Below are 21,528 nucleotides of genomic sequence, written 5' to 3' on the forward strand. Positions count from 1 at the left end.
TTTACGATGGGAGGAATAGAAATGAGAAAAATATTACATATATCAAAGTATTATTACCCTTTTTCAGGGGGTACCGAACAAATTGCTAGAGATGTAGTTTTGTCATTGAAAAACGAATATATTCAGAAAGTTATAGCATTCAATGACGAAAAAAAAGATAAGATTGATAATGTAGACGGTATAGAAGTTGTGAAATGTGGCTGTTTCACTAAAATTGCTGCTCAATCATTATCGATTTCTTATGAAAGAAATTTACATAATTTAATGGAAGATTTCAATCCAGATATTGTTGTATTTCATTATCCAAATCCGTTTGTTGCAGCTTTATTGTTAAGGGAATTAAAAAAATCTAAAGCTAAGCTTGTTTTATATTGGCATCTTGATATTGTTCGCCAAAAATACTTAAAACTGTTATTTACTTCACAAAATAAGAGCTTACTTGCTCGTGCGGATAAAATTATTGCCACATCACCAAATTATATCGAGGGTAGTAAATGGCTTCAGTCAGTGAAAACTAAATGTATCGTTATTCCGAACTGTATTAATGTTGAACGAATGGAAATTACGCAAGAAATAGAAAAAAAGGTATTAAACATTCGAGCACAAAACAAAAACAAAACTATATGTGTTGCTGTTGGACGTCATACAGAGTATAAGGGATTTTCCTATTTGATACAAGCAAGTAAATTTCTTGATGATAGTTTTCATATTTATATTACAGGAACAGGAGAATTAACGGAAAAACTTCATGAAGAAGCAAGAGGAGATAAGAAGATTACTTTTACAGGACGTATTGATGATGATGAATTAAAGTCATTAATTCTTGCATCGGATCTGTTTTGTTTTCCTTCTATAACAAAAAATGAAGCATTTGGATTAGCACTTGCAGAAGGAATGTATTATGAAAAGCCTGCTATTACATTTTCAATTCAAGGTTCTGGTGTGAATTATGTTAGTTTAGATAAAGTAACAGGAATTGAAGTAGAAAATAGAAATGTAAAAAAATATGCGGATGCTATGCGATTACTTGCTCAAAATGAGGAGTTGCGTGTGAAATATGGAAAAGCTGGAAAAAAAAGAATTGAGGAAAACTTTTTATCAACACAATTTACGAAAAATATAAGAAATATGTTTAAATCAATCTTATAAAAGATCGATATTACATTATATAAAAGATATATATTAAGAAAATAAAATCAAATATAAAAATATAGCAAAATATCTACTGAGTTAAAAACTAATAGATGATTATTAAGAAAGTTAATTTCTAGTTTGGAGGACATATGAGTAATGATGTGAAGATATTGGCAATGTATTTACCACAATTTCATGAGGTACCTGAAAATTCGAAATTCTGGGGAAAAGGATTTACGGATTGGGTATCAGTAAAGAAAGCAAGTCCATTGTTTAAGGGACATAAACAACCACAAATTCCTTTGAATAATAATTATTATGATTTATCAAAGAAAGAGACAATAGCTTGGCAGATAGATTTGGCTAAAAAGTATGGTGTTTATGGTTTTGGAATTTATCATTATTGGTTTTCTAAAGATAAGCAATTACTTACTAAACCAGCAGAGATAATTTTATCTAATAAAGATTTAGATATCCCATTTTTCTTTGCATGGGACAATGCTAGTTGGAGAAGAACGTGGAGTAAATTTCGGGGAAATGCATGGGCTCCATTAGAAGATGAGGGAAAAAATACTAAAGAATCTTCAATTTTAATTGAGTATAAGTTAGGAAAAGAAGAAGATTGGAAAATACATTTTGAATATTTATTGAATTATTTTAAAGATGAAAGATATATAAAAGTAAATGGAAAACCCTTATTTGAAATTTTTAATTATTCCGAGGATATTTATAAGATGCATCAATACTGGGATAAATTGGCTAGGGAGAATGGATTTAAAGGAATCGAAATATTGTATAAAAAAAGTCCTCTTTATAAATTGCCTATAAAATGTACAAACTTTTGCTATGAGCCACAGAATTCAGGATGGGGAGCAGGTTGGAAAATATGGAGTTTTAAAATATTGAGTATTTTAGGACTTGTAGGTAAAAAAGGACCATTGAAATATGACTTTGACAAAATATGGAAAGATCTTATAAAAAATGCAAAAAAAAGAACTAAAAGTAATGAATGGCATGGAGCTTTTGTTTCATACGATGATACACCGAGAAGAGGCAAAAAAGGTAGAATTATCACGGGAGGATCATCAGAAAAATTTGAACTATATCTTAAACAATTAGTTTCAATTTGTAAGGAACAAGACAAAGAATTTATCTTATTGACAGCATGGAATGAATGGGGAGAGGGAGCAGTGCTAGAGCCTTCAAAGGAAGATGGCTTTAAATATCTTGAAGCAATTTATAGAGTGGTAAATAACAATGAATAGATACTATAAAAATCTTTTAAAGAGCACTTTAATATATGAATTGCTAATGAAAATAAAACTTAATTCATTTAAAAGAAAATGGGTTAAAAATAATAAGCATAATCAGACAATTCCTATAAATTTCTTTGATGCGGACATGGTTAAAGTAGGAATTAATTCATACGGGGAATTGAATGTGATTTCTTTTTCAAAGAAATCACGACTATTCATAGGTAATTATGTTTCTATAGCACAAAATGTAACATTTTTATTAGATGTTGAGCATTATACTAAACATCTGTCAACATATCCATTCCGTGTAAAAATATTAGAAACAGAAAAAACAGAGTCTTTTTCTAAAGGGGATATTATTGTTGAAGATGATGTGTGGATTGGTTACGGTGTAATTCTTCTTTCTGGAATTCATATAGGGAAAGGTGCAATTATAGCAGCTGGAAGTATTGTGACAAAAGATGTAGAACCATATTCTATTGTTGCTGGTGTACCAGCTAAATTAAAAAAGATGAGATTTGATAAGGCTGTAGAAAATAGTATTCGAAATGTTAAATATGAATTGTTGGATTATAACACAATTAAAAACAATATTGATATACTATACATGGATATTGAAAATGAAGAAAAAATTGAATTGATAAAAAATACAGTTCCTCATATTTTTAATGAAAATTGAAGGAGAAATGGATATGAGTAAAGCTATGTTTGTCATTACTCATAAGAGTATTGAAAAAAAAATTGAATTAGATGATTTTTACTATCTTGGAGTAGGCAATAATAAGAATAATGCAGAGTTTAAAGATTCATCTATGGACAATATATCAGAAAAAAATCCACATTATTGCGAACTTACTGGATTATATTGGATGTGGAAGAATACAAATTACGAAGAAATTGGTTTATGCCATTACAGAAGGTTTTTTTGTAAAATAAAACAAGGTATGTATAAATTATGCACTGTAGATGAGCTTAGCTGTTATTTGGAAAATGTAGATATTATTCTTCCAAAGAAAGTTAATGTTTATATGGATTACTTTACATTTTATGAAAAATGTTTGCGTAATGATGCTTTGAGAAGATGTTGTGAATTAATTATTAAAAAAGATAAAACCTATGAAAAAATAATAAATAGATTACTTAGACAAAATTATTATCATTGTTTTAATATGTTCTATTGCAAAAAAGAATTGATGAATGAATATTGTCAATGGTTATTTGAAATTTTATTTGATTTTGAAAAAAAAATAGATATTACTGAATGGTCTGCTCAACAACAAAGAGTGTATGGATTTATTGCAGAATTTCTTATGAATGTTTGGATAGAAAAAAAAGGTCTTATCGTAAAGGAAATAGATGTTGCTCAGTCAGAAGAATTTCCTGCACCTATGACTACAAATGCAGAAATAAATGTAATAAATCCCAATTTTTTAAAAAAAATATTGTATAAATTATTGCCAATTGTATGGCCGCTTTTTTCAAAAAGGTTGATTAGAAAATCGGTAAAAGGAGAAAAATAGGATGTATGATTATTTAATAGTAGGTACTGGGCTATATGGATCGGTTTTTGCTAGAGAAGCAAAAAAAAGAGGTTCTAAAGTATTTATGATAGATAAAAGAGCTAATATAGGAGGAAATATTTATACAGAAAAAATTGAAGGTATAAATGTACATAAATATGGAGCACATATTTTTCATACTAATAATGAAGAAGTTTGGAAATATTTAAATCAGTTTTGTACATTTAATCGTTTTACTAATTCACCGATAGCTAATTATCAAGGCGAGCTGTATTCTTTACCATTTAATATGTATACATTTAATAAGATGTGGGGAGTTGTAACTCCAAAGGAAGCAGCAGAAAAGATAGAAGAACAAAGAAGAGAAATAAAAAAGGTACCACAAAATTTAGAAGAACAAGCAATTTCTCTGGTTGGTCGTGATATTTATGAAAAGTTGATTAAAGGTTATACGGAGAAACAGTGGGGGAGAGAATGTAAAGAACTTCCTACATTTATAATCAAGCGTATTCCTGTTCGTTTTACATTTGACAACAACTATTTTAATGCACGATATCAAGGAATACCTGTAGGGGGCTACACTCGAATGATTGAAAACATTCTAGAAGGTATTGATGTTAAGTTAGGTGTGGATTATTTAGAAGATAGAGATAAGTGGAATAGTATGGCAAAGAAAATTGTTTACACAGGTCCGATCGATGCTTTTTATGATTATTCTCTTGGTACTCTTGAATATCGTTCTATCAGATTTGAGAATGAAATACTTGATCAGCCTAATTTTCAAGGAAATGCTGCTGTAAATTATACAGATTGTAATACTCCGTGGACTCGTATTATTGAACATAAATGGTTTGAATTTGGCAAAGATGAGGCTGGTAATGATTTACCGAAGACTATTATTTCTCGTGAATATAGCTCAGAATGGAATCCGGGAGATGAACCGTATTATCCAGTGAATGATAAAAAAAATAACTTGTTATATATGAAATATAAAGAACTAGCAGATCAAAATAATAAAATTATTTTTGGTGGGAGATTGGGTGAATATAAGTATTATGACATGGATACTACTGTAGAGGCAGCATTAAAGTGTATTGCAAGAGAGTTTATATAGGCGGAAGTGGAGACTAATATATGGATAGAATACTTGTAATTATATACACTTTTTTAATGTATAGTTTTGTGATTGGTTTTACATTGCTATTTACATACAAAGCCAATAATTCAAAAAATAAGTTATATTTTAAAGTGTATTCAATATTAGCAGTTTTGATTCCTACAATATTTGCGGGAATGAGAGCATTGAATGTTGGAACTGATATAATGGTTTATGCATATCAAACTTTTGAAAAATCATCTGCATATACAAGCCTAAATTCATTTTTAAATGTTAATTCAATTGAAGGCGGATATGCCGCATTGGCTTTTATATGTAGCCATTTATGTGGAAATGTACATGTTTTTCTTGCATTTACTGCAATGTTACAGATCATTCCTATATATATATGCGCAGTTAAACTTAGAAATGAATATAATATGATATGGCCAATGATGATATATTTAATGATTTTTTATATTGTTGGTTTTAATGTTATGAGACAATCTATTGCTGCAAGTTGGATGCTTTTAGCATTTCTTTTATTGGAAGAAAAGAGATATGTGAAGATGATTTTCACATGTATTGTAGCATTATTATTTCATAGTACTGCTATTCTTGGCATCTTGTTCTTGCTTTTAGCATTAGTATTTGACAAGATCAGAAATAAAAAGATACTTATGAGTATATGCATATTTTTCTTTATTATATTTGTTTATTTGATGCAATACTGGGATGTGATAATTGTATTTATAGGAAAATATGGTTTCTTAGGACAAGATAAGATTGTTGGATATTCTAATATTTTTAGAGAAGCTAATCTATCTAATTATATGTATTCATTAGAAATAGCACAATATATAGAAAGTATATTTAAAGTGTTATTGATAATTCCAGTTATTTTTTATAAGAATAATTATAAAAATAAATATTTTAATACTTCAATTGGAATTTATTTAATGGGAATATTGGTTTATTTGTTTTTTTTCATATATTATCATACTTCTTACGGGTATCGTATATCTATCTATGCTGAATATTATTTAATTGTTCTCCTTCCCTTTTTGATGGCTAAGAATAAAGCAGCAAATGGTAAAAGAATTATCTTATTAAGACGAATGCCTATAAGGGTTTTAGTTACATTTACAATAGCTTTTATGAATTGGTTTATTTTATTTGTTGTATTACAAACACATGGAACATATCCGTTTAAACTTTTCTTTCAATAAATGGAGGTTATAATATGAAATATTTAGTTACGGTAATATGTCTGACATACAATCACGAAAAATATATAGAAAAAACATTAAATGGTTTTTTAAAACAAAAAACTACATTTCCAGTTGAATACATAATAAGAGATGATGCTTCGACAGATAATACAGCAAATATTTTACATGAATATGAACGTAAATATCCTGGATATTTTAATATTATTTATGAAAAAGAAAATCAGTATAGCAAGAATATAATTCCTTATTTTTCACAAAAAGTAATAATGGAAACAAAAAGTAAATATGTTGCATTGTGTGAAGGGGATGATTATTGGTGTGATGATAATAAACTGCAAAAACAAGTAGACTTAATGGAGAAAAATCCGTTAGCTTCATTTTGTGTACATGCTAATTATGAATTAAATGATAAGACTGGGAAAATGAAAAAACGACATCCGTATAAAAAATCCGGAGTTTTATCAATAGAAGAAGTATTGATTGAGCCAGGTGGGATGCCGGCAACTTGTTCAATGTTAATGAGAACAGAGTATATAAATCAGTATCCAGTTTATGACTTACCGTGTCCTGTAGGAGACAGGAGTAGACGAATGTTTTTGATTGATAAAGGCCCCGCATTATATATTGATGATTTGATGTGTGTGTATAGAGTAAACAATTCAAATTCTTTTGGTGGACAGTTATATAACTATAATAAAAGTATAAAGTTAGTAGAAGAGATGAATACTTTTTTTGATTTATATAATAATTACACAAATTTTAAATATGCTTCATATATAAAATTATTGAAAGAACGAGAAATAATATCACATTATGTAAGATTTAAAAAATATGATCAAATAGTTAAAACTGAATTTTATAAAAAATATTATACATTTATAGATAAAATTAAGCTATTTGTCAAATGGAGATTATCACCGCTATATGTCATTTATAAGAAGAAAAACAATATATAAAGGTTTCGAACACATTAAGTTCTTAGGAAAATGTAAAAGTGAAGGGGATTTTTCAAATTAATTCTGAAGCAACATGTAGAGAATATATTTGATTATATGTAAAAATAATAAGAATTAGTTTTTGAGCAAATTGGTAAAAAATATATGAATACTAAAAATAGTGTTTTTTCAAATATGGTGTGGCGATTTGCAGAGAGATGTGGAGCACAATTAATAACCTTTGTTGTTTCTATTGTTTTAGCACGCCTTTTAGCTCCCGAAGATTACGGGAAAATAGCTTTAATTACTGTGTTCACTACAATTTTACAAGTGTTTGTGGATAGTGGGTTGGGTACTGCTTTAATTCAAAAAAAGGATTCAGATGATTTAGACTTTTCATCTGTATTTTATTTTAACTTCATTGTATGTTTAGTTCTATATGCCGGGATGTTTTTTGTCGCACCTTTTATTGCAAAATTTTATGAGGATATTTCACTTACACCTATTGTTCGAGTAATCAGTCTAACGATTATTATTTCTGGCGTAAAAGGAATTCAGCAATCCTATGTATCAAAAAACATGCTCTTTAAGAAGTTTTTTTATTCTACATTAGGGGGTACTATTTTTTCGGCTATTTTAGGAATTTATTTGGCTTATGCTGGTGCCGGAGTATGGGCAATTGTCGCACAACAGTTGTCAAATACTACAATTGATACCTTTATATTGTGGATTACAGTTAAATGGCGTCCAAAAAAATTGTTTTCATGGAAACGGCTTAAAAAATTACTTTCATTTGGTTGGAAGATACTTGTTTCAGCTTTATTAGACACGGTATATACAAATATTCGTAGCTTGGTTATTGGAAAAATGTATTCATCCGCAGATTTAGCTTTTTATAATCAAGGAGATAAATTACCAAGTGTTATTGTGAATAATATTAATACTTCTATAGACAGTGTTCTTCTTCCAACATTGGCCAAACAACAAGATGATAGAGAACGAGTAAAAAATATGACGAGGAGGGCCATTAAGATTAGTACATATATAATGGCACCTCTTATGATGGGACTGGCATTTTGCGCAACATCAGTTGTAGATTTAGTTTTAACAGAAAAATGGTTACCATGCGTTCCATTTTTACAGATTTTTTGCATCACCTATATGTTCTATCCAATCCATACGGCTAATCTTAATGCGATTAAAGCAATGGGGAGAAGTGATTTGTTTTTAAAACTAGAAATTGCAAAAAAGATTGTGGGTATGATTTTACTCTTATCTACAATGTGGTTTGGTGTTATGGCAATGGCTTATAGCTTATTAGTAAGTATGATAACAAGTATGATCATAAATTCGTGGCCAAACAGACAACTTTTAAATTATAGTTTCAAAGAACAAATGATAGATATTTTTCCATCCGTTACTTTAGCGGTAGTTATGGGGATTGCTATTTCGTTTATTAATTTTTTTGAATTTTCCAGCGCTTTAACATTACTGATCAAAGTACCTACAGGTGCTCTTATCTACATATTTGGTTCTAAGCTATTACATTTGGATTCGTTTGAATATTTGCTGGAAATTTCAAAGACACTTATACACAAAAAATGAAGCTAACAAATAGTTTTATTGTCTTGATGAAAAGAGGTAAAAATTATGTCAAATATCTTAGTTACAAGGTCATCTATGCCTTCTTTTGAAGAGTATTGTGAAGAAATCAAAGAAATTTGGAATAGCCATTGGTTAACTAATATGGGAGTAAAACATAAGGAATTGCAAAAAGAACTGGAAAACTATCTAGGTATTTCTCATGTTGTTCTATACACAAACGGTCATTTGGCATTAGAAAATGCAATTGCTGCATTGAATCTGCCAAAGGGAGGTGAAGTTATTACAACTCCATTTACATTTGCTTCTACCACGCACGCTATTGTGAGAAATGGACTAGTTCCTGTTTTCTGTGACATCAAAGAAGATGATTATACAATCGATACTCAAAAACTTGAAAATCTGATTACAGATAATACAGTTGCAATTGTTCCAGTGCATGTTTATGGAAATATGTGTGATGTGGAAGAAATCAATCGAATTTCAAAAAAGTATGGACTGAAAGTTATCTATGATGCTGCACATGCTTTTGCGGTAAAGTATAAGGGAGAATCTTCAGCTTGCTTTGGTGATGCATCTATGTTTAGTTTCCACGCTACCAAGGTATTTAATACCATTGAGGGTGGATGCGTTTGCTTTAAAGATGACTCTTGGATTCAGCTTTTGAATGATATGAAAAATTTTGGTATCCATGGCCCTGAGTCAGTTCAGTTTGTTGGTGCCAATGCAAAGATGAATGAATTCCAGGCTGCAATGGGTATCTGTAACCTGAAACATCTTGATGAAGAAATTGAAAAAAGAAAGCATGTTGTAGAACACTATAGAAGCCGTCTTGAGGGCGTAGAAGGAATTAAGTTGTCTATAATTCAGAAAGATGTTGAAAGCAACTATGCTTATTTTCCTGTAGTGTTTGATGGGTATAAGTATACCAGAAATGAGATCTTTGAGAAGTTAGTAGAGGTTGGCATCGGCGCGCGGAAGTATTTTTATCCGTTAACAAACAGTTTTGAATGTTACCGTAATTACCCAACTGCAGGAGCTGAAAAAACACCTATTGCTCAGCATATAGCATTGCGTGTTTTAACTCTTCCGTTGTATGCAGATTTGTCTTTGAAGGATGTTGATAGAATTTGTGATGTGATTTTGGGGTAAAGTGAATGAAAAAAATATTATTATTAGGCGGTTCTGCACAACAGATTGTAGCAATTAAAACTGCTCAAAAACTCGGATATTATACGGTTCTTTGCGATTATCTTCCAGATAATCCTGGACAATATGAAGCAGATAAGTTTTATCTAGTGAGTACGACTGACAAAGATGCCGTTTTGGAAGTGGCTCGAAATGAACAGGTTGATGGTGTGTTAGCCTATGCCTCCGATCCAGCAGCACCTACAGCAGCCTATATTGCAGAAAAACTTGGTCTGTCGGGAGCCCCTTATCATTCAGTTGAAACCTTATGCAATAAGGATCAATTTCGTAAATTTCTTATAGAAAATGGGTTTTCTACTCCAAAAGCTAAAGGGTATGCTTCAGCAGAAGATGCATTGAAAGAAAAGGAGAATTTTGAATTTCCAATTATCATTAAACCAGTGGATTCTTCTGGAAGTAAAGGTGCAACAGTGTTGCAAACAGAGGATGGTCTGAAGAACGCGTTGGATTTTGCTTTTTCTTTCTCACGGTGCCATCGAATTATTGTTGAGCATTTTATCGAAAAAAAGCATCCTTATTTGATTGGTGGCGATGTTTTTATTGAGAATGGGAAAATTGTTCTTTGGGGGTTGCTGAACTGTCACAGAGACAATTGTGTTAATCCGTTGGTTCCGGTAGGCAAAAGCTATCCGTTGCAACTGGAGGATGAGGATATCCAACATGTTAAAGAGACATTATCTTCAATGGTGGAAAAACTTAGAATCAGTAATGGTTCTATGAATGTTGAGCTTGTTGTAGATAAGAGTAATCGTGTCTGGCCTATTGACGTTGGCCCCCGTAGTGGTGGAAATATGATTCCCGATTTACTGGGAGATATGTTTGGCGTAGATATTGCAGAAATGTCTGTAAAAGCGGCCATGGGAGCAGCAATTAAAGGCAATATCCATGAGCCAAATGGATTTTATGCTACTCATAATTTGCATAGTAATAAAAACGGAATCTATAAAGATATTTTGTTCTCACCGGAAATTGAACCTTATATTTATCGGAAATACTTGTATAAAAAGTTAGGTGATGAAGTGGAATATTTTGATAATGCTGCAAAATGTTTGGGTATTGTATTCTTTAAGTTCCCAGATGAAACCACGATGAAGAAGATATTGGAACATGTCAATGAGCTAATCACTGTTGAACTTCAGTGAGATAGGAGAAAATAAATGAAAGAATACGGAGGATACATAGAACTTGAATGTTGTCATGGCAAGATGCTCCATGAGGAAGCTATTGCATTAAACTGTGGTAGAAACGCATTGGCATATCTTTGCGAGGCAAAGAGAGTAAAAAAACTGTATTTACCGTATTTTCTTTGTTCTTCCGTGGCAGATCTTTGCAAGAAGATTAAAGTCGATTATGAGTTTTACCACATCGATGAGAGATTTGAACCGGTTTTTGATCGGATACTAAGTGGGGACGAATGGCTTTATATAGTGAATTTTTACGGTCAGCTTGATAATGATTGTTTGAATAAGTGGAAACAGAAATACAATCATGTAATTGTTGATAATGCACAGAGTTATTTTCAGATGCCTGCGAAAAATGTTGACACGATTTATACCTGTCGAAAATATTTTGGTGTTTCAGATGGCGCATTTTTGTATACTAATACGAAGATGATGCGGGAGATTCCACAAGATGAATCTTTTGAACGAATGCATTTTTTGTTGGGACGTTTTGAACGAAGTGCGAATGAATTTTATAGCGAGTATATAGCTAATAACAAATTATTTGCAATGGAATCAGTTAAAAAAATGTCCCGTTTAACAGATAATCTTCTGCATGGGATTGACTATGAAATGGTGGCAAAAAAACGACAGAAAAATTTCGATTTTTTGAACATAGAATTTCGAGATATAAATATACTAAAACTCAAAAGTGTCAATGGAGCATTTATGTATCCGCTTTTGATTCATAATGGTTTTAGGGTGCGAAAGAAATTGCAGAAAGAAAAAGTCTATATACCGACTTTGTGGCCTAATGTGTTAGAAGAGTGTCCAGAAAATAGTTTGGAATATCATTATGCGGCAGATATTCTGCCGATTCCAGTGGATCAACGGTACGGAATAGAGGACATGAAATATTTGGTGGAGGTGATAAGAGATGAACTTGACAGGTAAGAAATTGCTTATCTTAGGCGCCACTGCAGGGGAGATTTCACTTGTTAAGCGCGCCCAAAAATATGGGATTTATGTTATTGTCACAGATAATCATACGGATTATACATTAGCACCTGCGAAGAATGTAGCTGATGAAGCGTGGGATATTAGTTGGTCTGATATAGACACCTTGGAAAAATTATCTCGCGAGAGTGGGGTAGATGGTATATTAGCAGGGTATAGCGAATTCCGAGTTGAAAATATGATAAAGCTTTGTGAGCGGCTAAACTTTCCATGTTATATAAATAATGAACAGTTGGAGATTACCCGCGACAAGATTAAATTTAAAGAGTGTTGCCGAAAGTACGGTGTTCCGGTCGTAAAAGAATATAGTTCTATTGATGAGGTTAATGAATATCCTGTAATTGTTAAGCCGACAGACCGAGCTGGATCGATTGGGATAAGTATTGCGCATAGTTTTGAAGAACTCGAAAAAGCATATCAGTATGCATATGATCTTTCTGTGGAAAAACGAGTCATTATTGAAAAGTATATTCAAGATGAGGATAAAGTTGACTTCTATTATTTAGCTGAAAATGGAAACCTTACATTACTCACCTCTTGTGACACAGTTAACGCGCAAAATAATGATGGATCTAGAGTGGTACAAACAGCATGGCTGTATCCTGAAAAATATCAATCTTCTTACAATTCGAAAGTAAAAGATAATATTGAAGCCATGATTCGAGGAATGAAAATTGAAAATGGGTGCATTTTCTTTTCAGGATTCATAGATAAGAATCAGAATTTTGTGTTTTTCGAGTGTGGTTATCGCTTGGAGGGCGCACATCAATATTATTACACACAAAAGAGAGGTCCTGTTAATTTTCTGGACATATTTATTTTCTATGCATTGTGTGGAAATACACATGATGTTTCGCATATAGGAATTAATGAAAATATGAAGTGTGTAACGGTCAATGTTTTTGCGAAGGAAGGTACGATTGCAAAAATTCAAGGTCTTGAAGAAATCGCAAAAATGCCCGATTGTACATTGGCATTGCTTCATGGAAGAGTTGGAGAACAATGTAAGGCTGATAAAGCGATACTAGATAAGATATGTGTATTTGCTTTCAGTAGTGAATCAGTTGAGCAATTAAAAAATGATGTGGACGAAGCTTATAGTAAGCTGCAGATAATAGATGACATGGGAAATGATATGATTTATGATAGACTTGTTACAAGTGAAATTCTTAAGTGGGGTGACGGCAACCTGAGGTAAAAATTCGGAAGCCTTTCCCGGTTTAACCGCGAACTCAAGGGTTCTGGGAAAGAATGTAGAAAACTTAAAAAAGAATTACAGCGAAGAAAAGGCTCTTGCAGAAACTGCAGCTTTATTTGTACTACCCTGTCTAAGCGTAAAGAAGTATACGAAGCTGCTAAAGCGGAGCATCCAGAACGCTGGAATGGACGTGCAACCCGTGACTGGAGTCTTCCGGATATTGTATATCTGAACCCGGAAAGGGTACACGAACAATCCGAAAAAGCTGATGAACAGATGGCTGTTTCATAAAAATCTATTCATTCAAAATGATGGTGATCAGGTACAGAGCAATATCTGATGACCTGCACGAATAAAAAAATATATTTTTACTGACAACTACCTTGACAATCAGCGACTATAAAAAAGCAAATGCGACCAGGGAATCCAGAGGACGAAGGATTAGTGCCCCCAGGGGGTTCAGGCACTTACAAAATAAAAATTGAGAATAATCTGTATTTCTTGTAAAATTACCGTGTGTGAAACACATGCTCCTTCAGAACTAAAGCACACACGGTATATTTTAAAAACCACTATATAGTTTATAACGAAAATAAGATAAACTAAAAAGGAGTACAAAAAATGAATTTATCTAAAATACACCACATCGCAATCATCGTATCCAACTACGAAGCCGCCAAAGATTTCTACGTAAACAAGCTTGGCTTCTCCGTTATCAGAGAAAACTATCGTTCAGAGCGCAGGGACTGGAAGCTGGATCTGCGTGTGGATGAGCACACGGAGCTGGAGATTTTTGCAGAACCAAATCCACCGAAACGGGTGAGCCGTCCGGAGGCTTGTGGTTTGCGTCATCTTGCTTTCTGTGTGGAGAGTGTGGAGCAGACGGTGAAAGAGCTGGCGGAGGTCGGGATCGAATGTGAGCCGATCCGTGTGGATGATTTTACCGGTAAGAAGATGACGTTTTTTCATGACCCGGACGGACTGCCGCTGGAACTGCATGAGTAAGGGGAGATGGAACAAATGATATTTCGTAAGGGAGTAAAAGAGGATTTTGACAACATAAAATCTCTGTACTGGGAGCTGATCGACCAGGAGCAGGGTGATCCATCGTTTCCACATTGGAAGAAGGGTATCCATCCTTCTGATGAAATGCTACGTAACAGTATTGGTAAGGAAGAGCTGTATGTTCTGGCAGATGGCAGCGAGATTGCGGCCTGTGCGATAGTTAATGATGAAAAGGTGGATGGCTACGCAGATGTGCCGTGGCAGATCGATTCGGATGAGGTTATGGTCGTTCATGTTCTGGCAGTGCATCCGGAGCAGCGTGGTAAGGGTCTGGCCCGGAATTTGATGGAGCACATTGTAGGATCGGAAAGAAAAGCCGGAAAGAAAGCGCTGAGGCTTGATGTGATCGAGAACAATACAGCAGCGGAAGGTCTGTATCAGAAACTGGGTTTTCGGTATATCCAGACAAAGACACTTTTTTATGAGGTGGTTGGCGAGATGACCTTCAAAATGTATGAGCTGGTTTTGTAATCTATGGGTGAGAAAAGAGCGTATAAACCAAGAAAGCCCGGAGGTGGTCGCAGGAAATCAAAGCCGGAGTATGATGCCGGGAAGATCCTTAAGGAGCTGATGGATCCGGCTGTTGTGCTTTATGAAGCGGGGATGTCTTTGCAGGCTATTGCAGATGAGCTGGGGTTGAATCCGATCAAGGTTCGGAAGCTGCTTATCACGGCCGGTGTGTATGTATCGGATATGGCGGAGAAGGTGCAGGTGACCTTTGATGATTTCAGAAAAACACAGGATCATAAAGCTGCTGTCCTTTCAACTGCAAATGCTCTTGGCCTGTCCAGGTCCTCTGTTACTTCATATCTTCCGTACAAAAAGGGTGTGTATTTTCCAGGTACAGCACCGGCAGATAAGATCAGTGTTGGAGCCGAGCGGCAGCGGAGGTACAGAGCGATGAAGCGTTGGAGGAATGCCCCAACAGAAGAAGGATCAGCAGATGTTCGTATAACAGCGAGATCAAAATGAAATAATGGTTGACAGAACCGGGAAAGAGCGTACTGTTCGAGTGGGATTTGCATATGTTGCACGAAGTAAAGCAGTCATCAACTTGTTATTTGCTCTATGAAATGATAAAATCAAAATAAAACAGGTGAGTTGTAACCTCGTGCTTGAGGAACAGCTTCAGAAAGGAGTCTGAATAGCATGGGAAGATTTGTGAACCCGGACAACAGTGCATTTCAGGTTGCTCTTAACTCCAGAATATATGTGGATAAGACTGGCCTGATTGAGTACACAAACAGTGTTCTTGATACAACAAATGCTTATATCTGCAATAGTCGGCCGCGCCGGTTCGGAAAATCTTATGCAGCTAATATGTTGGCTGCGTATTATAGCAAAGGCGCAGATTCTGAGCAGATGTTTTCTGGATTGCAGATAAGCAGGGAGGCCGACTTCAAAAAGCATCTTAACAAGTATGATGTGATCCATATCGATATTCAGTGGTTTCTGGCAAACTGTGATGATGCGGATAATATAGTGAAGCATGTCACGGAGGCGGTTCTGGATGAATTGCGGGAAGTTTATCCGGATGTTCTGCCACTTGAAGTATCTGGCTTGCCGGATGCACTTTCAAGAATCAAAGATAAGGTGGGACAGAAGTTTGTTGTTATCATTGATGAATGGGATGTACTGATTCGTGATGAGGCGGCCAATAAAAAAGCACAGGAAGATTATATAAATTTCCTGCGAGGAATGTTCAAAGGAATAGAACCTACAAAGTATATTCAACTGGCGTACCTTACAGGTATTCTTCCCATAAAGAAGGAAAAAACACAGTCAGCTCTGAATAATTTTGATGAGTTTTCTATGCTGAGCCCAGGCAGTCTCGCGCCGTATGTTGGTTTTACTGAGAATGAAGTGCGGAAACTGGCAGAAGAATATCATCAGGATTTCGATGAGGTAAAGCGTTGGTATGATGGATATCTGCTGAATGGTCATCAGGTTTATAATCCACGAGCAGTTGTCGGCGTGATGCTTCGAGGTGAATTTAAGAGCTATTGGTCAGAAACAGCTTCTTATGATGCCATTGTTCCGCTGATCAACATGAATTATGGTGGTTTGAAAACAGCTATTATTGAAATGATCTCTGGTGCAGAGGTTAAAGTAAACACAGCAACCTTTAAGAACGATACGGTAAGCATCAAAAGTAAGGATGATGTGTTAACCTACATGATTCACCTGGGCTATTTTGGATATAACCCTAAATTAAAGACTGCCTTCGTGCCGAACGAAGAGATTCGACAAGAACTTACAGCTGCTGTTGGAAGTAAGCAGTGGAATGAGATGTTGGAATTCCAGAAAAATTCAGAACATTTACTTGATGCTACGTTGGACATGGATGGAGTAGAAGTTGCTGCTCAGATTGAAAAAATCCACAACGAGTATGCGTCTTCCATTCAATATAACAATGAGAACTCGTTGAGCAGTGTTTTGGCAATTGCATATTTAAGTGCAATGCAGTACTATTTTAAACCTGTCCGGGAATTGCCGACAGGCCGTGGATTTGCTGATTTCGTGTTTATCCCGAAGATAGAGTACTGTTCTTCTTATCCGGCGTTGATCGTAGAGCTGAAGTGGAATCAAAATGCCCAGACTGCCGTGAGGCAGATTAAAGATAAAAAATATCCTTCTTCAATTCTGGATTACACAGGTGAAATCCTGCTTGTTGGGATTAACTATGATAAAACCAGCAAGGAACATCAATGTTTAATTGAAAAATATGAAAAAGAGTGACTTTGGAACATAATTGTATAATAAAAAAACACAAAATACAAAGACTGCCGCAGGTTTCGCGCCTGCGGCATTTTGCAGTTTGTACAAAAAACACAGAAAATATATTGGAAAAAGAGCGGGAAAAGGGTATAATGTCAGAGAAAGTGTGATTGATAAAATACAGACGATTTTTTTCTGCTTTGTCAGGTCATAAATAAGTGAGGCGGAGGATGTAACAATGGAACAGCAGCATATGTTTACCAACCGGATGATCCGTAATCTTCTGGTGCCGGTAGTGCTGGAACAGATTTTGAATTCGATAATGGGAACCGCAGATACCATGATGGTCAGCAATGTGGGATCTGCGGCTCTTTCTGCGGTATCGCTGGTGGATTCCATCAATGTGCTTCTGATCCAGGCTTTTTCGGCGCTGGCAGCGGGAGGCGCCATTGTCTGTGCCCAGTATATCGGACAGAGGAATTATGAGAAGGCGAATATGTCTGCCAGGCAGGTGCTTTTTATCATCACAGCGATCTCTGTAGTGGTGTCTGCAGTCTGTCTGATCTTTCAGAAGCCGCTTTTGAGGCTGATCTTCGGTGCAGTGGATGCGGATGTTATGCGTGCATCGGAAATTTATTTCTTTTTCACGGCACTGTCATTCCCCTTTATTGCGGCTTATGATTCTGCGGCTTCGATCTTTCGTGCCCAGGAGAATACCAAGGGGCCTATGGCCATCTCCATGATCTCCAATATCATGAACATTGGCGGAAACGCGGTTCTGATCTGGGTTTTCCACCTTGGTGTTGCAGGAGCGGCGATCTCCACACTGGTTTCCCGTATTTTCTGTGCAGTGGTTGTTCTCTGGCAGCTGCGTAAGGCTCGTCAGCCTGTCGTTGTGAAGGATTACCTGAAGATCCGCCCGGACTGGAGCATGATCGGACGTATCCTGGGACTTGGGATCCCTTCGGGAATTGAGAACAGTATGTTTCAGCTTGGAAAGCTTGCCATCCAGTCTACGGTTTCCACACTGGGAACAGCAGCCATCGCAGCGCAGGCAATGACCAATATCCTTGAGAACCTGAATGGTATCGCGGCCATCGGAGTAGGTGTGGGCCTTATGACCATCGTAGGCCAGTGTCTTGGTGCTGGCCGCAAGGATGAGGCGGTCTATTACATAAAAAAACTCTGTGTCATTGCAGAGGCAGTTATTATCGTAAGCTGTCTGATCGTGTATATTTTGGTCAGACCGGTGACGATCCTTGGCGGAATGGAGCGTACCAGTGCAGAAATGTGCATCCACATGATTACATGGATCACCATCGTAAAGCCTGTGGTATGGACAATGGCGTTCGTGCCGGGGTATGGTCTTCGTGCAGCCGGTGATGTGAAGTTTTCTATGATCACCTCCTGCTGTACCATGTGGGCATGCAGGTTCTGTCTCTGTGTTTTCCTGATCCGTGTCCTGGGCTTCGGGCCTATGGGTGTCTGGATCGGAATGTTTGCAGACTGGACTGTTCGTGGGATCATTTTTACCTGGCGTTTCCACAGCCGCAAATGGCTGGAGCACAAGGTAATCTGAAAAGGAGGGCATCGTATATATGAAGAATGGACTGGAAGACCAGTATGTCATAAAAAACAACAAGCGCCTCCGTTATGGCTACACAACAGGCTCCTGTGCAGCCGGGGCAGCCAGGGGTGCAGTCCGGATGCTGCTCTCGGGAGAGACTCTTTCCGAGGTAGAGCTTGATACCCCAAAGGGGATCACCCTCACATTACAGCTTCACGATATTACCCGGGGCGAAACCTATGTCTCCTGTGCGGTACAGAAGGATGCAGGGGATGATCCGGATACCACCAACGGGATCCTGGTCTATGTAAAAGCGGAGAAGTTTTCTATTTCAGCGGCAGAACAGGCCGGGCAGCAGCAGAAAACAGAGAGATCCCGGCCTCAGATCATCCTGGACGGAGGGGTCGGTGTGGGGCGTGTCACCAAGCCGGGACTTTCCCAGAACGTGGGCGAGGCGGCGATCAATCCGGTTCCCAGAGCCATGATCCTGCGGGAAGCTGAAGAGGCGGCCCAGGAATATGACTACGAGGGCGGTTTGAAGCTTACCGTATCCGTTCCCCAGGGGGAGGAGATCGCGAAGAAAACCTTTAATCCCCGTCTTGGCATTCTTGGCGGGATCTCCATACTTGGAACCAGCGGGATCGTAGAGCCCATGAGTGAGAAGGCTCTGATCGAAAGCATCCATGTGGAGATGAAGCAGCATTTCTGCCAGGGAGAAAACTATATCCTGGTGACACCGGGGAATTACGGTGCGGATTATCTCAGGGAGCATATGTCCATTCCCTTTGAGAACAATATCAAGTGCAGCAATTATGTAGGAGAGACCATTGACATGGCCATTGATATGGGCGTAAAGGGCATTCTTTTTGTGGCTCATATCGGTAAGTTTGTAAAGGTTGCCGCCGGGATCATGAATACCCATTCCCACTGTGCTGACGGAAGGATGGAGGTTCTCTGTGCAAGTGCCATCCGTGCAGGGGGCTCTCTGGAATGTGCCAGAGAGATCCTGGAGGCGGGGACTACCGATGAGGCGCTGGCTGTTCTTGACAGCTATGGTATCCTGAAAGAGACTATGGCTGTGGTCATGGAGAAGATCCAGTTTTATCTGGACCACAGATCCTATGAGCAGATCCTTCTGGGTGCTGTGGTGTTTTCCAATGTATACGGACTGCTGGGGCAGACCCGGGATGCAGAGGAGCTGATCCATAAGATACAGGAGCAGGCAGTCGGGGTGGATGATATTTCATGCGTGAAACCCTGATCCGGATGGAGATTTTTGATCCGGGGACAAAATTTGATATAAATAACAGACAGGTTTTATCCTGTCTGGAAAATATAGTTAGGAGGAAAGAAATATGGCAGGTAAATTATATGGTGTAGGTGTAGGACCGGGAGATCCGGAGCTTCTTACCTTAAAAGCACTTCGTCTTGTAAAGGAGGCAGAGGTGATCGCACTTCCGGGACAGGTTCCGGAGGATACGGTAGCGTTTAAGATCGTGGAGGGGGCTTATCCGGAGCTTGGAAAGAAGGAGCTTCTTGCAGTTCCTTTTCCAATGTCCAAGGATCCGGAGGTGCTGAAGAGCTATCACGATGCAGGAGCAGATAAAGTCAAGGCTGTCCTGGACCAGGGGAAAGACGTGGTATTTCTCACACTGGGAGATCCTACCGTGTATTCCACATATCTCTATATCCATCACAGACTTGTGGCTCAGGGCTATGAGACGGAGATAGTCTGTGGCATCACATCCTTCTGTGCAGTTTCCGCCCGTCTGAACACCGGACTTGTGGAGAAGGCAGAGCCTCTTCACGTGATCCCGGCTTCCTATCAGATCGAGGATGCGCTGAAGCTTTCCGGTACCAAGGTCCTTATGAAGGCCGGAAAGAAGATGAAGGATGTGAAGGCGGAGCTTCTTTCCCAGGGGGCAGAGGCCATGATGATCGAAAACTGCGGAATGCCGGATGAAAAGATCTACCGGACCGTGGAGGAGATCCCTGAGGATGCAGGATATTATTCCCTGATCATTATCAAAGAAAACAAAGACAGAAGAGAGGAATAGATTATGGTACATTTTGTAGGAGCAGGTCCGGGAGCACCGGATCTTATCACAGTAAGAGGTAAACAGTATCTGGAAGAGGCAGATGTGATCATCTATGCGGGATCTCTTGTAAATCCCCAGCTTCTGGAGTATTCCAAGGATGTGTGCACCATCCATAACAGTGCAAAGATGACCCTTGAGGAAGTGATCTCTGTTATGGAGAGAGCAGAGGCTGAGGGTAAGATGACCGTTCGTCTCCACACCGGCGATCCATGTATCTATGGTGCGATCCGTGAGCAGATGGATATCCTGGATGAAAAGGGAATCCCCTATGATTCCTGCCCGGGTGTCAGTGCCTTCTGCGGAGCTGCATCTGCACTGAACCTGGAGTATACACTTCCGGATATTTCCCAGAGTGTGATCATCACAAGAATGGAGGGAAGGACACCGGTGCCGGCAAAAGAGAGTATTCAGTCCTTTGCCGCTCATAATGCGACTATGGTTATTTTCCTCAGTACAGGTATGCTGGAGGAGCTGAGCCGCAGACTGGTGGAGGGCGGATACCGTGAGGATACACCGGCTGCCATCGTCTACAAGGCAACCTGGCCCGATGAGAAGAAGTTTATCTGTACAGTGGGTACTCTGGCGCAGACAGCAAAAGAGAACAAGATCACAAAAACAGCTCTTATGCTGGTAGGCGATGCGGTCAATGCTGCAAGCTATGACAGATCCAAGCTGTATGATCCGGGCTTTACCACAGAGTTCCGTGAGGCTACGAAATAA

At 37.4% G+C, this 21,528-nt stretch carries 20 protein-coding genes; all 20 read left to right on the forward strand.

The annotated features are described in order from the left end of the window. The first annotated feature begins 21 nt into the window (after positions 1 to 21). Entirely contained in the window at positions 22 to 1,149 is a 1,128-nt protein-coding gene (locus EAI83_RS06920; RefSeq protein WP_129974851.1) for a glycosyltransferase, read from the forward strand. A gap of 134 nt (positions 1,150 to 1,283) precedes the next feature. Further along, complete coding sequence (locus tag EAI83_RS06925) at positions 1,284 to 2,399, forward strand: glycoside hydrolase family 99-like domain-containing protein (RefSeq protein WP_129974853.1); 1,116 nt, start codon at positions 1,284 to 1,286, stop codon at positions 2,397 to 2,399. Then, a complete protein-coding gene (locus EAI83_RS06930) occupies positions 2,392 to 3,069 on the forward strand; it encodes a CatB-related O-acetyltransferase (protein ID WP_199868605.1) in 678 nt (225 codons plus the stop codon). Before EAI83_RS06925 ends, EAI83_RS06930 begins: the two co-directional genes overlap by 8 nt. Positions 3,070 to 3,082: 13 nt before the next feature. After that, positions 3,083 to 3,910, forward strand: coding sequence for a DUF4422 domain-containing protein (locus tag EAI83_RS06935; protein WP_161206348.1), 828 nt, complete (start codon positions 3,083 to 3,085; stop codon positions 3,908 to 3,910). A 1-nt stretch (position 3,911) separates the two neighbouring features. Further along, positions 3,912 to 5,024, forward strand: coding sequence for a UDP-galactopyranose mutase (glf, locus tag EAI83_RS06940; protein ID WP_129974857.1), 1,113 nt, complete (start codon positions 3,912 to 3,914; stop codon positions 5,022 to 5,024). Positions 5,025 to 5,044: 20 nt separating this feature from the next. Beyond that, entirely contained in the window at positions 5,045 to 6,235 is a 1,191-nt protein-coding gene (locus tag EAI83_RS06945) for an EpsG family protein (protein ID WP_129974859.1), read from the forward strand. Between the two features lie 14 nt (positions 6,236 to 6,249). Continuing rightward, positions 6,250 to 7,194 carry a glycosyltransferase gene (locus EAI83_RS06950; RefSeq protein WP_129974861.1) on the forward strand — a complete coding sequence of 315 codons (945 nt, stop codon included), beginning with the start codon at positions 6,250 to 6,252 and terminating at the stop codon, positions 7,192 to 7,194. A gap of 144 nt (positions 7,195 to 7,338) precedes the next feature. Continuing rightward, positions 7,339 to 8,778 carry a lipopolysaccharide biosynthesis protein gene (locus EAI83_RS06955; protein WP_059085626.1) on the forward strand — a complete coding sequence of 480 codons (1,440 nt, stop codon included), beginning with the start codon at positions 7,339 to 7,341 and terminating at the stop codon, positions 8,776 to 8,778. 45 nt (positions 8,779 to 8,823) lie between these two features. After that, on the forward strand, positions 8,824 to 9,927 hold the full coding sequence (locus tag EAI83_RS06960; protein ID WP_059085627.1) for a DegT/DnrJ/EryC1/StrS family aminotransferase: 1,104 nt from the start codon (positions 8,824 to 8,826) through the stop codon (positions 9,925 to 9,927). Positions 9,928 to 9,932: 5 nt separating this feature from the next. Continuing rightward, on the forward strand, positions 9,933 to 11,126 hold the full coding sequence (locus EAI83_RS06965) for an ATP-binding protein (RefSeq protein ID WP_059085628.1): 1,194 nt from the start codon (positions 9,933 to 9,935) through the stop codon (positions 11,124 to 11,126). 15 nt (positions 11,127 to 11,141) lie between these two features. Then, on the forward strand, positions 11,142 to 12,098 hold the full coding sequence (locus EAI83_RS06970) for a hypothetical protein (protein WP_059085629.1): 957 nt from the start codon (positions 11,142 to 11,144) through the stop codon (positions 12,096 to 12,098). After that, a complete protein-coding gene (locus EAI83_RS06975) occupies positions 12,082 to 13,359 on the forward strand; it encodes an ATP-grasp domain-containing protein (RefSeq protein ID WP_059085630.1) in 1,278 nt (425 codons plus the stop codon). Before EAI83_RS06970 ends, EAI83_RS06975 begins: the two co-directional genes overlap by 17 nt. Before the next feature lie 621 nt (positions 13,360 to 13,980). Further along, positions 13,981 to 14,364, forward strand: a complete 384-nt coding sequence (gloA2, locus tag EAI83_RS06980; RefSeq protein ID WP_059085631.1) for an SMU1112c/YaeR family gloxylase I-like metalloprotein — start codon at positions 13,981 to 13,983, stop codon at positions 14,362 to 14,364. A 15-nt stretch (positions 14,365 to 14,379) separates the two neighbouring features. Then, the gene (locus EAI83_RS06985) at positions 14,380 to 14,895 is read left to right on the forward strand and encodes a GNAT family N-acetyltransferase (RefSeq protein ID WP_059085632.1); all 516 of its coding nucleotides are present in this window, start codon (positions 14,380 to 14,382) and stop codon (positions 14,893 to 14,895) included. Positions 14,896 to 14,898: 3 nt separating this feature from the next. Continuing rightward, on the forward strand, positions 14,899 to 15,396 hold the full coding sequence (locus EAI83_RS06990; protein WP_059085633.1) for a hypothetical protein: 498 nt from the start codon (positions 14,899 to 14,901) through the stop codon (positions 15,394 to 15,396). 177 nt (positions 15,397 to 15,573) lie between these two features. Next, positions 15,574 to 17,163: an AAA family ATPase gene (locus tag EAI83_RS06995; RefSeq protein ID WP_059085634.1), complete on the forward strand. Its 1,590-nt coding sequence runs from the start codon at positions 15,574 to 15,576 to the stop codon at positions 17,161 to 17,163. 217 nt (positions 17,164 to 17,380) lie between these two features. Then, positions 17,381 to 18,721, forward strand: coding sequence for an MATE family efflux transporter (locus EAI83_RS07000; RefSeq protein WP_129974863.1), 1,341 nt, complete (start codon positions 17,381 to 17,383; stop codon positions 18,719 to 18,721). A 19-nt stretch (positions 18,722 to 18,740) separates the two neighbouring features. After that, on the forward strand, positions 18,741 to 19,970 hold the full coding sequence (cbiD, locus tag EAI83_RS07005; RefSeq protein ID WP_129974865.1) for a cobalt-precorrin-5B (C(1))-methyltransferase CbiD: 1,230 nt from the start codon (positions 18,741 to 18,743) through the stop codon (positions 19,968 to 19,970). Between the two features lie 94 nt (positions 19,971 to 20,064). Then, positions 20,065 to 20,766: a precorrin-2 C(20)-methyltransferase gene (gene cobI, locus EAI83_RS07010; RefSeq protein WP_015524809.1), complete on the forward strand. Its 702-nt coding sequence runs from the start codon at positions 20,065 to 20,067 to the stop codon at positions 20,764 to 20,766. A 3-nt stretch (positions 20,767 to 20,769) separates the two neighbouring features. Beyond that, positions 20,770 to 21,528 (forward strand): precorrin-4 C(11)-methyltransferase, encoded by a 759-nt coding sequence (cobM, locus tag EAI83_RS07015; protein ID WP_015524810.1) that lies wholly within the window; start codon positions 20,770 to 20,772, stop codon positions 21,526 to 21,528.

Source organism: Blautia sp. aa_0143, assembly GCF_004167315.1.
Lineage (GTDB): Bacteria > Bacillota > Clostridia > Lachnospirales > Lachnospiraceae > Blautia_A > Blautia_A fusiformis.

Coding starts and splice junctions, on each gene's coding strand:
- EAI83_RS06920 (WP_129974851.1), top strand. CDS start 22: ATGAGAAAAATATTACATATATCAAAGTATTATTACCCTTTTTCAGGG.
- EAI83_RS06925 (WP_129974853.1), top strand. CDS start 1,284: ATGAGTAATGATGTGAAGATATTGGCAATGTATTTACCACAATTTCAT.
- EAI83_RS06930 (WP_199868605.1), top strand. CDS start 2,392: ATGAATAGATACTATAAAAATCTTTTAAAGAGCACTTTAATATATGAA.
- EAI83_RS06935 (WP_161206348.1), top strand. CDS start 3,083: ATGAGTAAAGCTATGTTTGTCATTACTCATAAGAGTATTGAAAAAAAA.
- glf (WP_129974857.1), top strand. CDS start 3,912: ATGTATGATTATTTAATAGTAGGTACTGGGCTATATGGATCGGTTTTT.
- EAI83_RS06945 (WP_129974859.1), top strand. CDS start 5,045: ATGGATAGAATACTTGTAATTATATACACTTTTTTAATGTATAGTTTT.
- EAI83_RS06950 (WP_129974861.1), top strand. CDS start 6,250: ATGAAATATTTAGTTACGGTAATATGTCTGACATACAATCACGAAAAA.
- EAI83_RS06955 (WP_059085626.1), top strand. CDS start 7,339: ATGAATACTAAAAATAGTGTTTTTTCAAATATGGTGTGGCGATTTGCA.
- EAI83_RS06960 (WP_059085627.1), top strand. CDS start 8,824: ATGTCAAATATCTTAGTTACAAGGTCATCTATGCCTTCTTTTGAAGAG.
- EAI83_RS06965 (WP_059085628.1), top strand. CDS start 9,933: ATGAAAAAAATATTATTATTAGGCGGTTCTGCACAACAGATTGTAGCA.
- EAI83_RS06970 (WP_059085629.1), top strand. CDS start 11,142: ATGAAAGAATACGGAGGATACATAGAACTTGAATGTTGTCATGGCAAG.
- EAI83_RS06975 (WP_059085630.1), top strand. CDS start 12,082: ATGAACTTGACAGGTAAGAAATTGCTTATCTTAGGCGCCACTGCAGGG.
- gloA2 (WP_059085631.1), top strand. CDS start 13,981: ATGAATTTATCTAAAATACACCACATCGCAATCATCGTATCCAACTAC.
- EAI83_RS06985 (WP_059085632.1), top strand. CDS start 14,380: ATGATATTTCGTAAGGGAGTAAAAGAGGATTTTGACAACATAAAATCT.
- EAI83_RS06990 (WP_059085633.1), top strand. CDS start 14,899: ATGGGTGAGAAAAGAGCGTATAAACCAAGAAAGCCCGGAGGTGGTCGC.
- EAI83_RS06995 (WP_059085634.1), top strand. CDS start 15,574: ATGGGAAGATTTGTGAACCCGGACAACAGTGCATTTCAGGTTGCTCTT.
- EAI83_RS07000 (WP_129974863.1), top strand. CDS start 17,381: ATGGAACAGCAGCATATGTTTACCAACCGGATGATCCGTAATCTTCTG.
- cbiD (WP_129974865.1), top strand. CDS start 18,741: ATGAAGAATGGACTGGAAGACCAGTATGTCATAAAAAACAACAAGCGC.
- cobI (WP_015524809.1), top strand. CDS start 20,065: ATGGCAGGTAAATTATATGGTGTAGGTGTAGGACCGGGAGATCCGGAG.
- cobM (WP_015524810.1), top strand. CDS start 20,770: ATGGTACATTTTGTAGGAGCAGGTCCGGGAGCACCGGATCTTATCACA.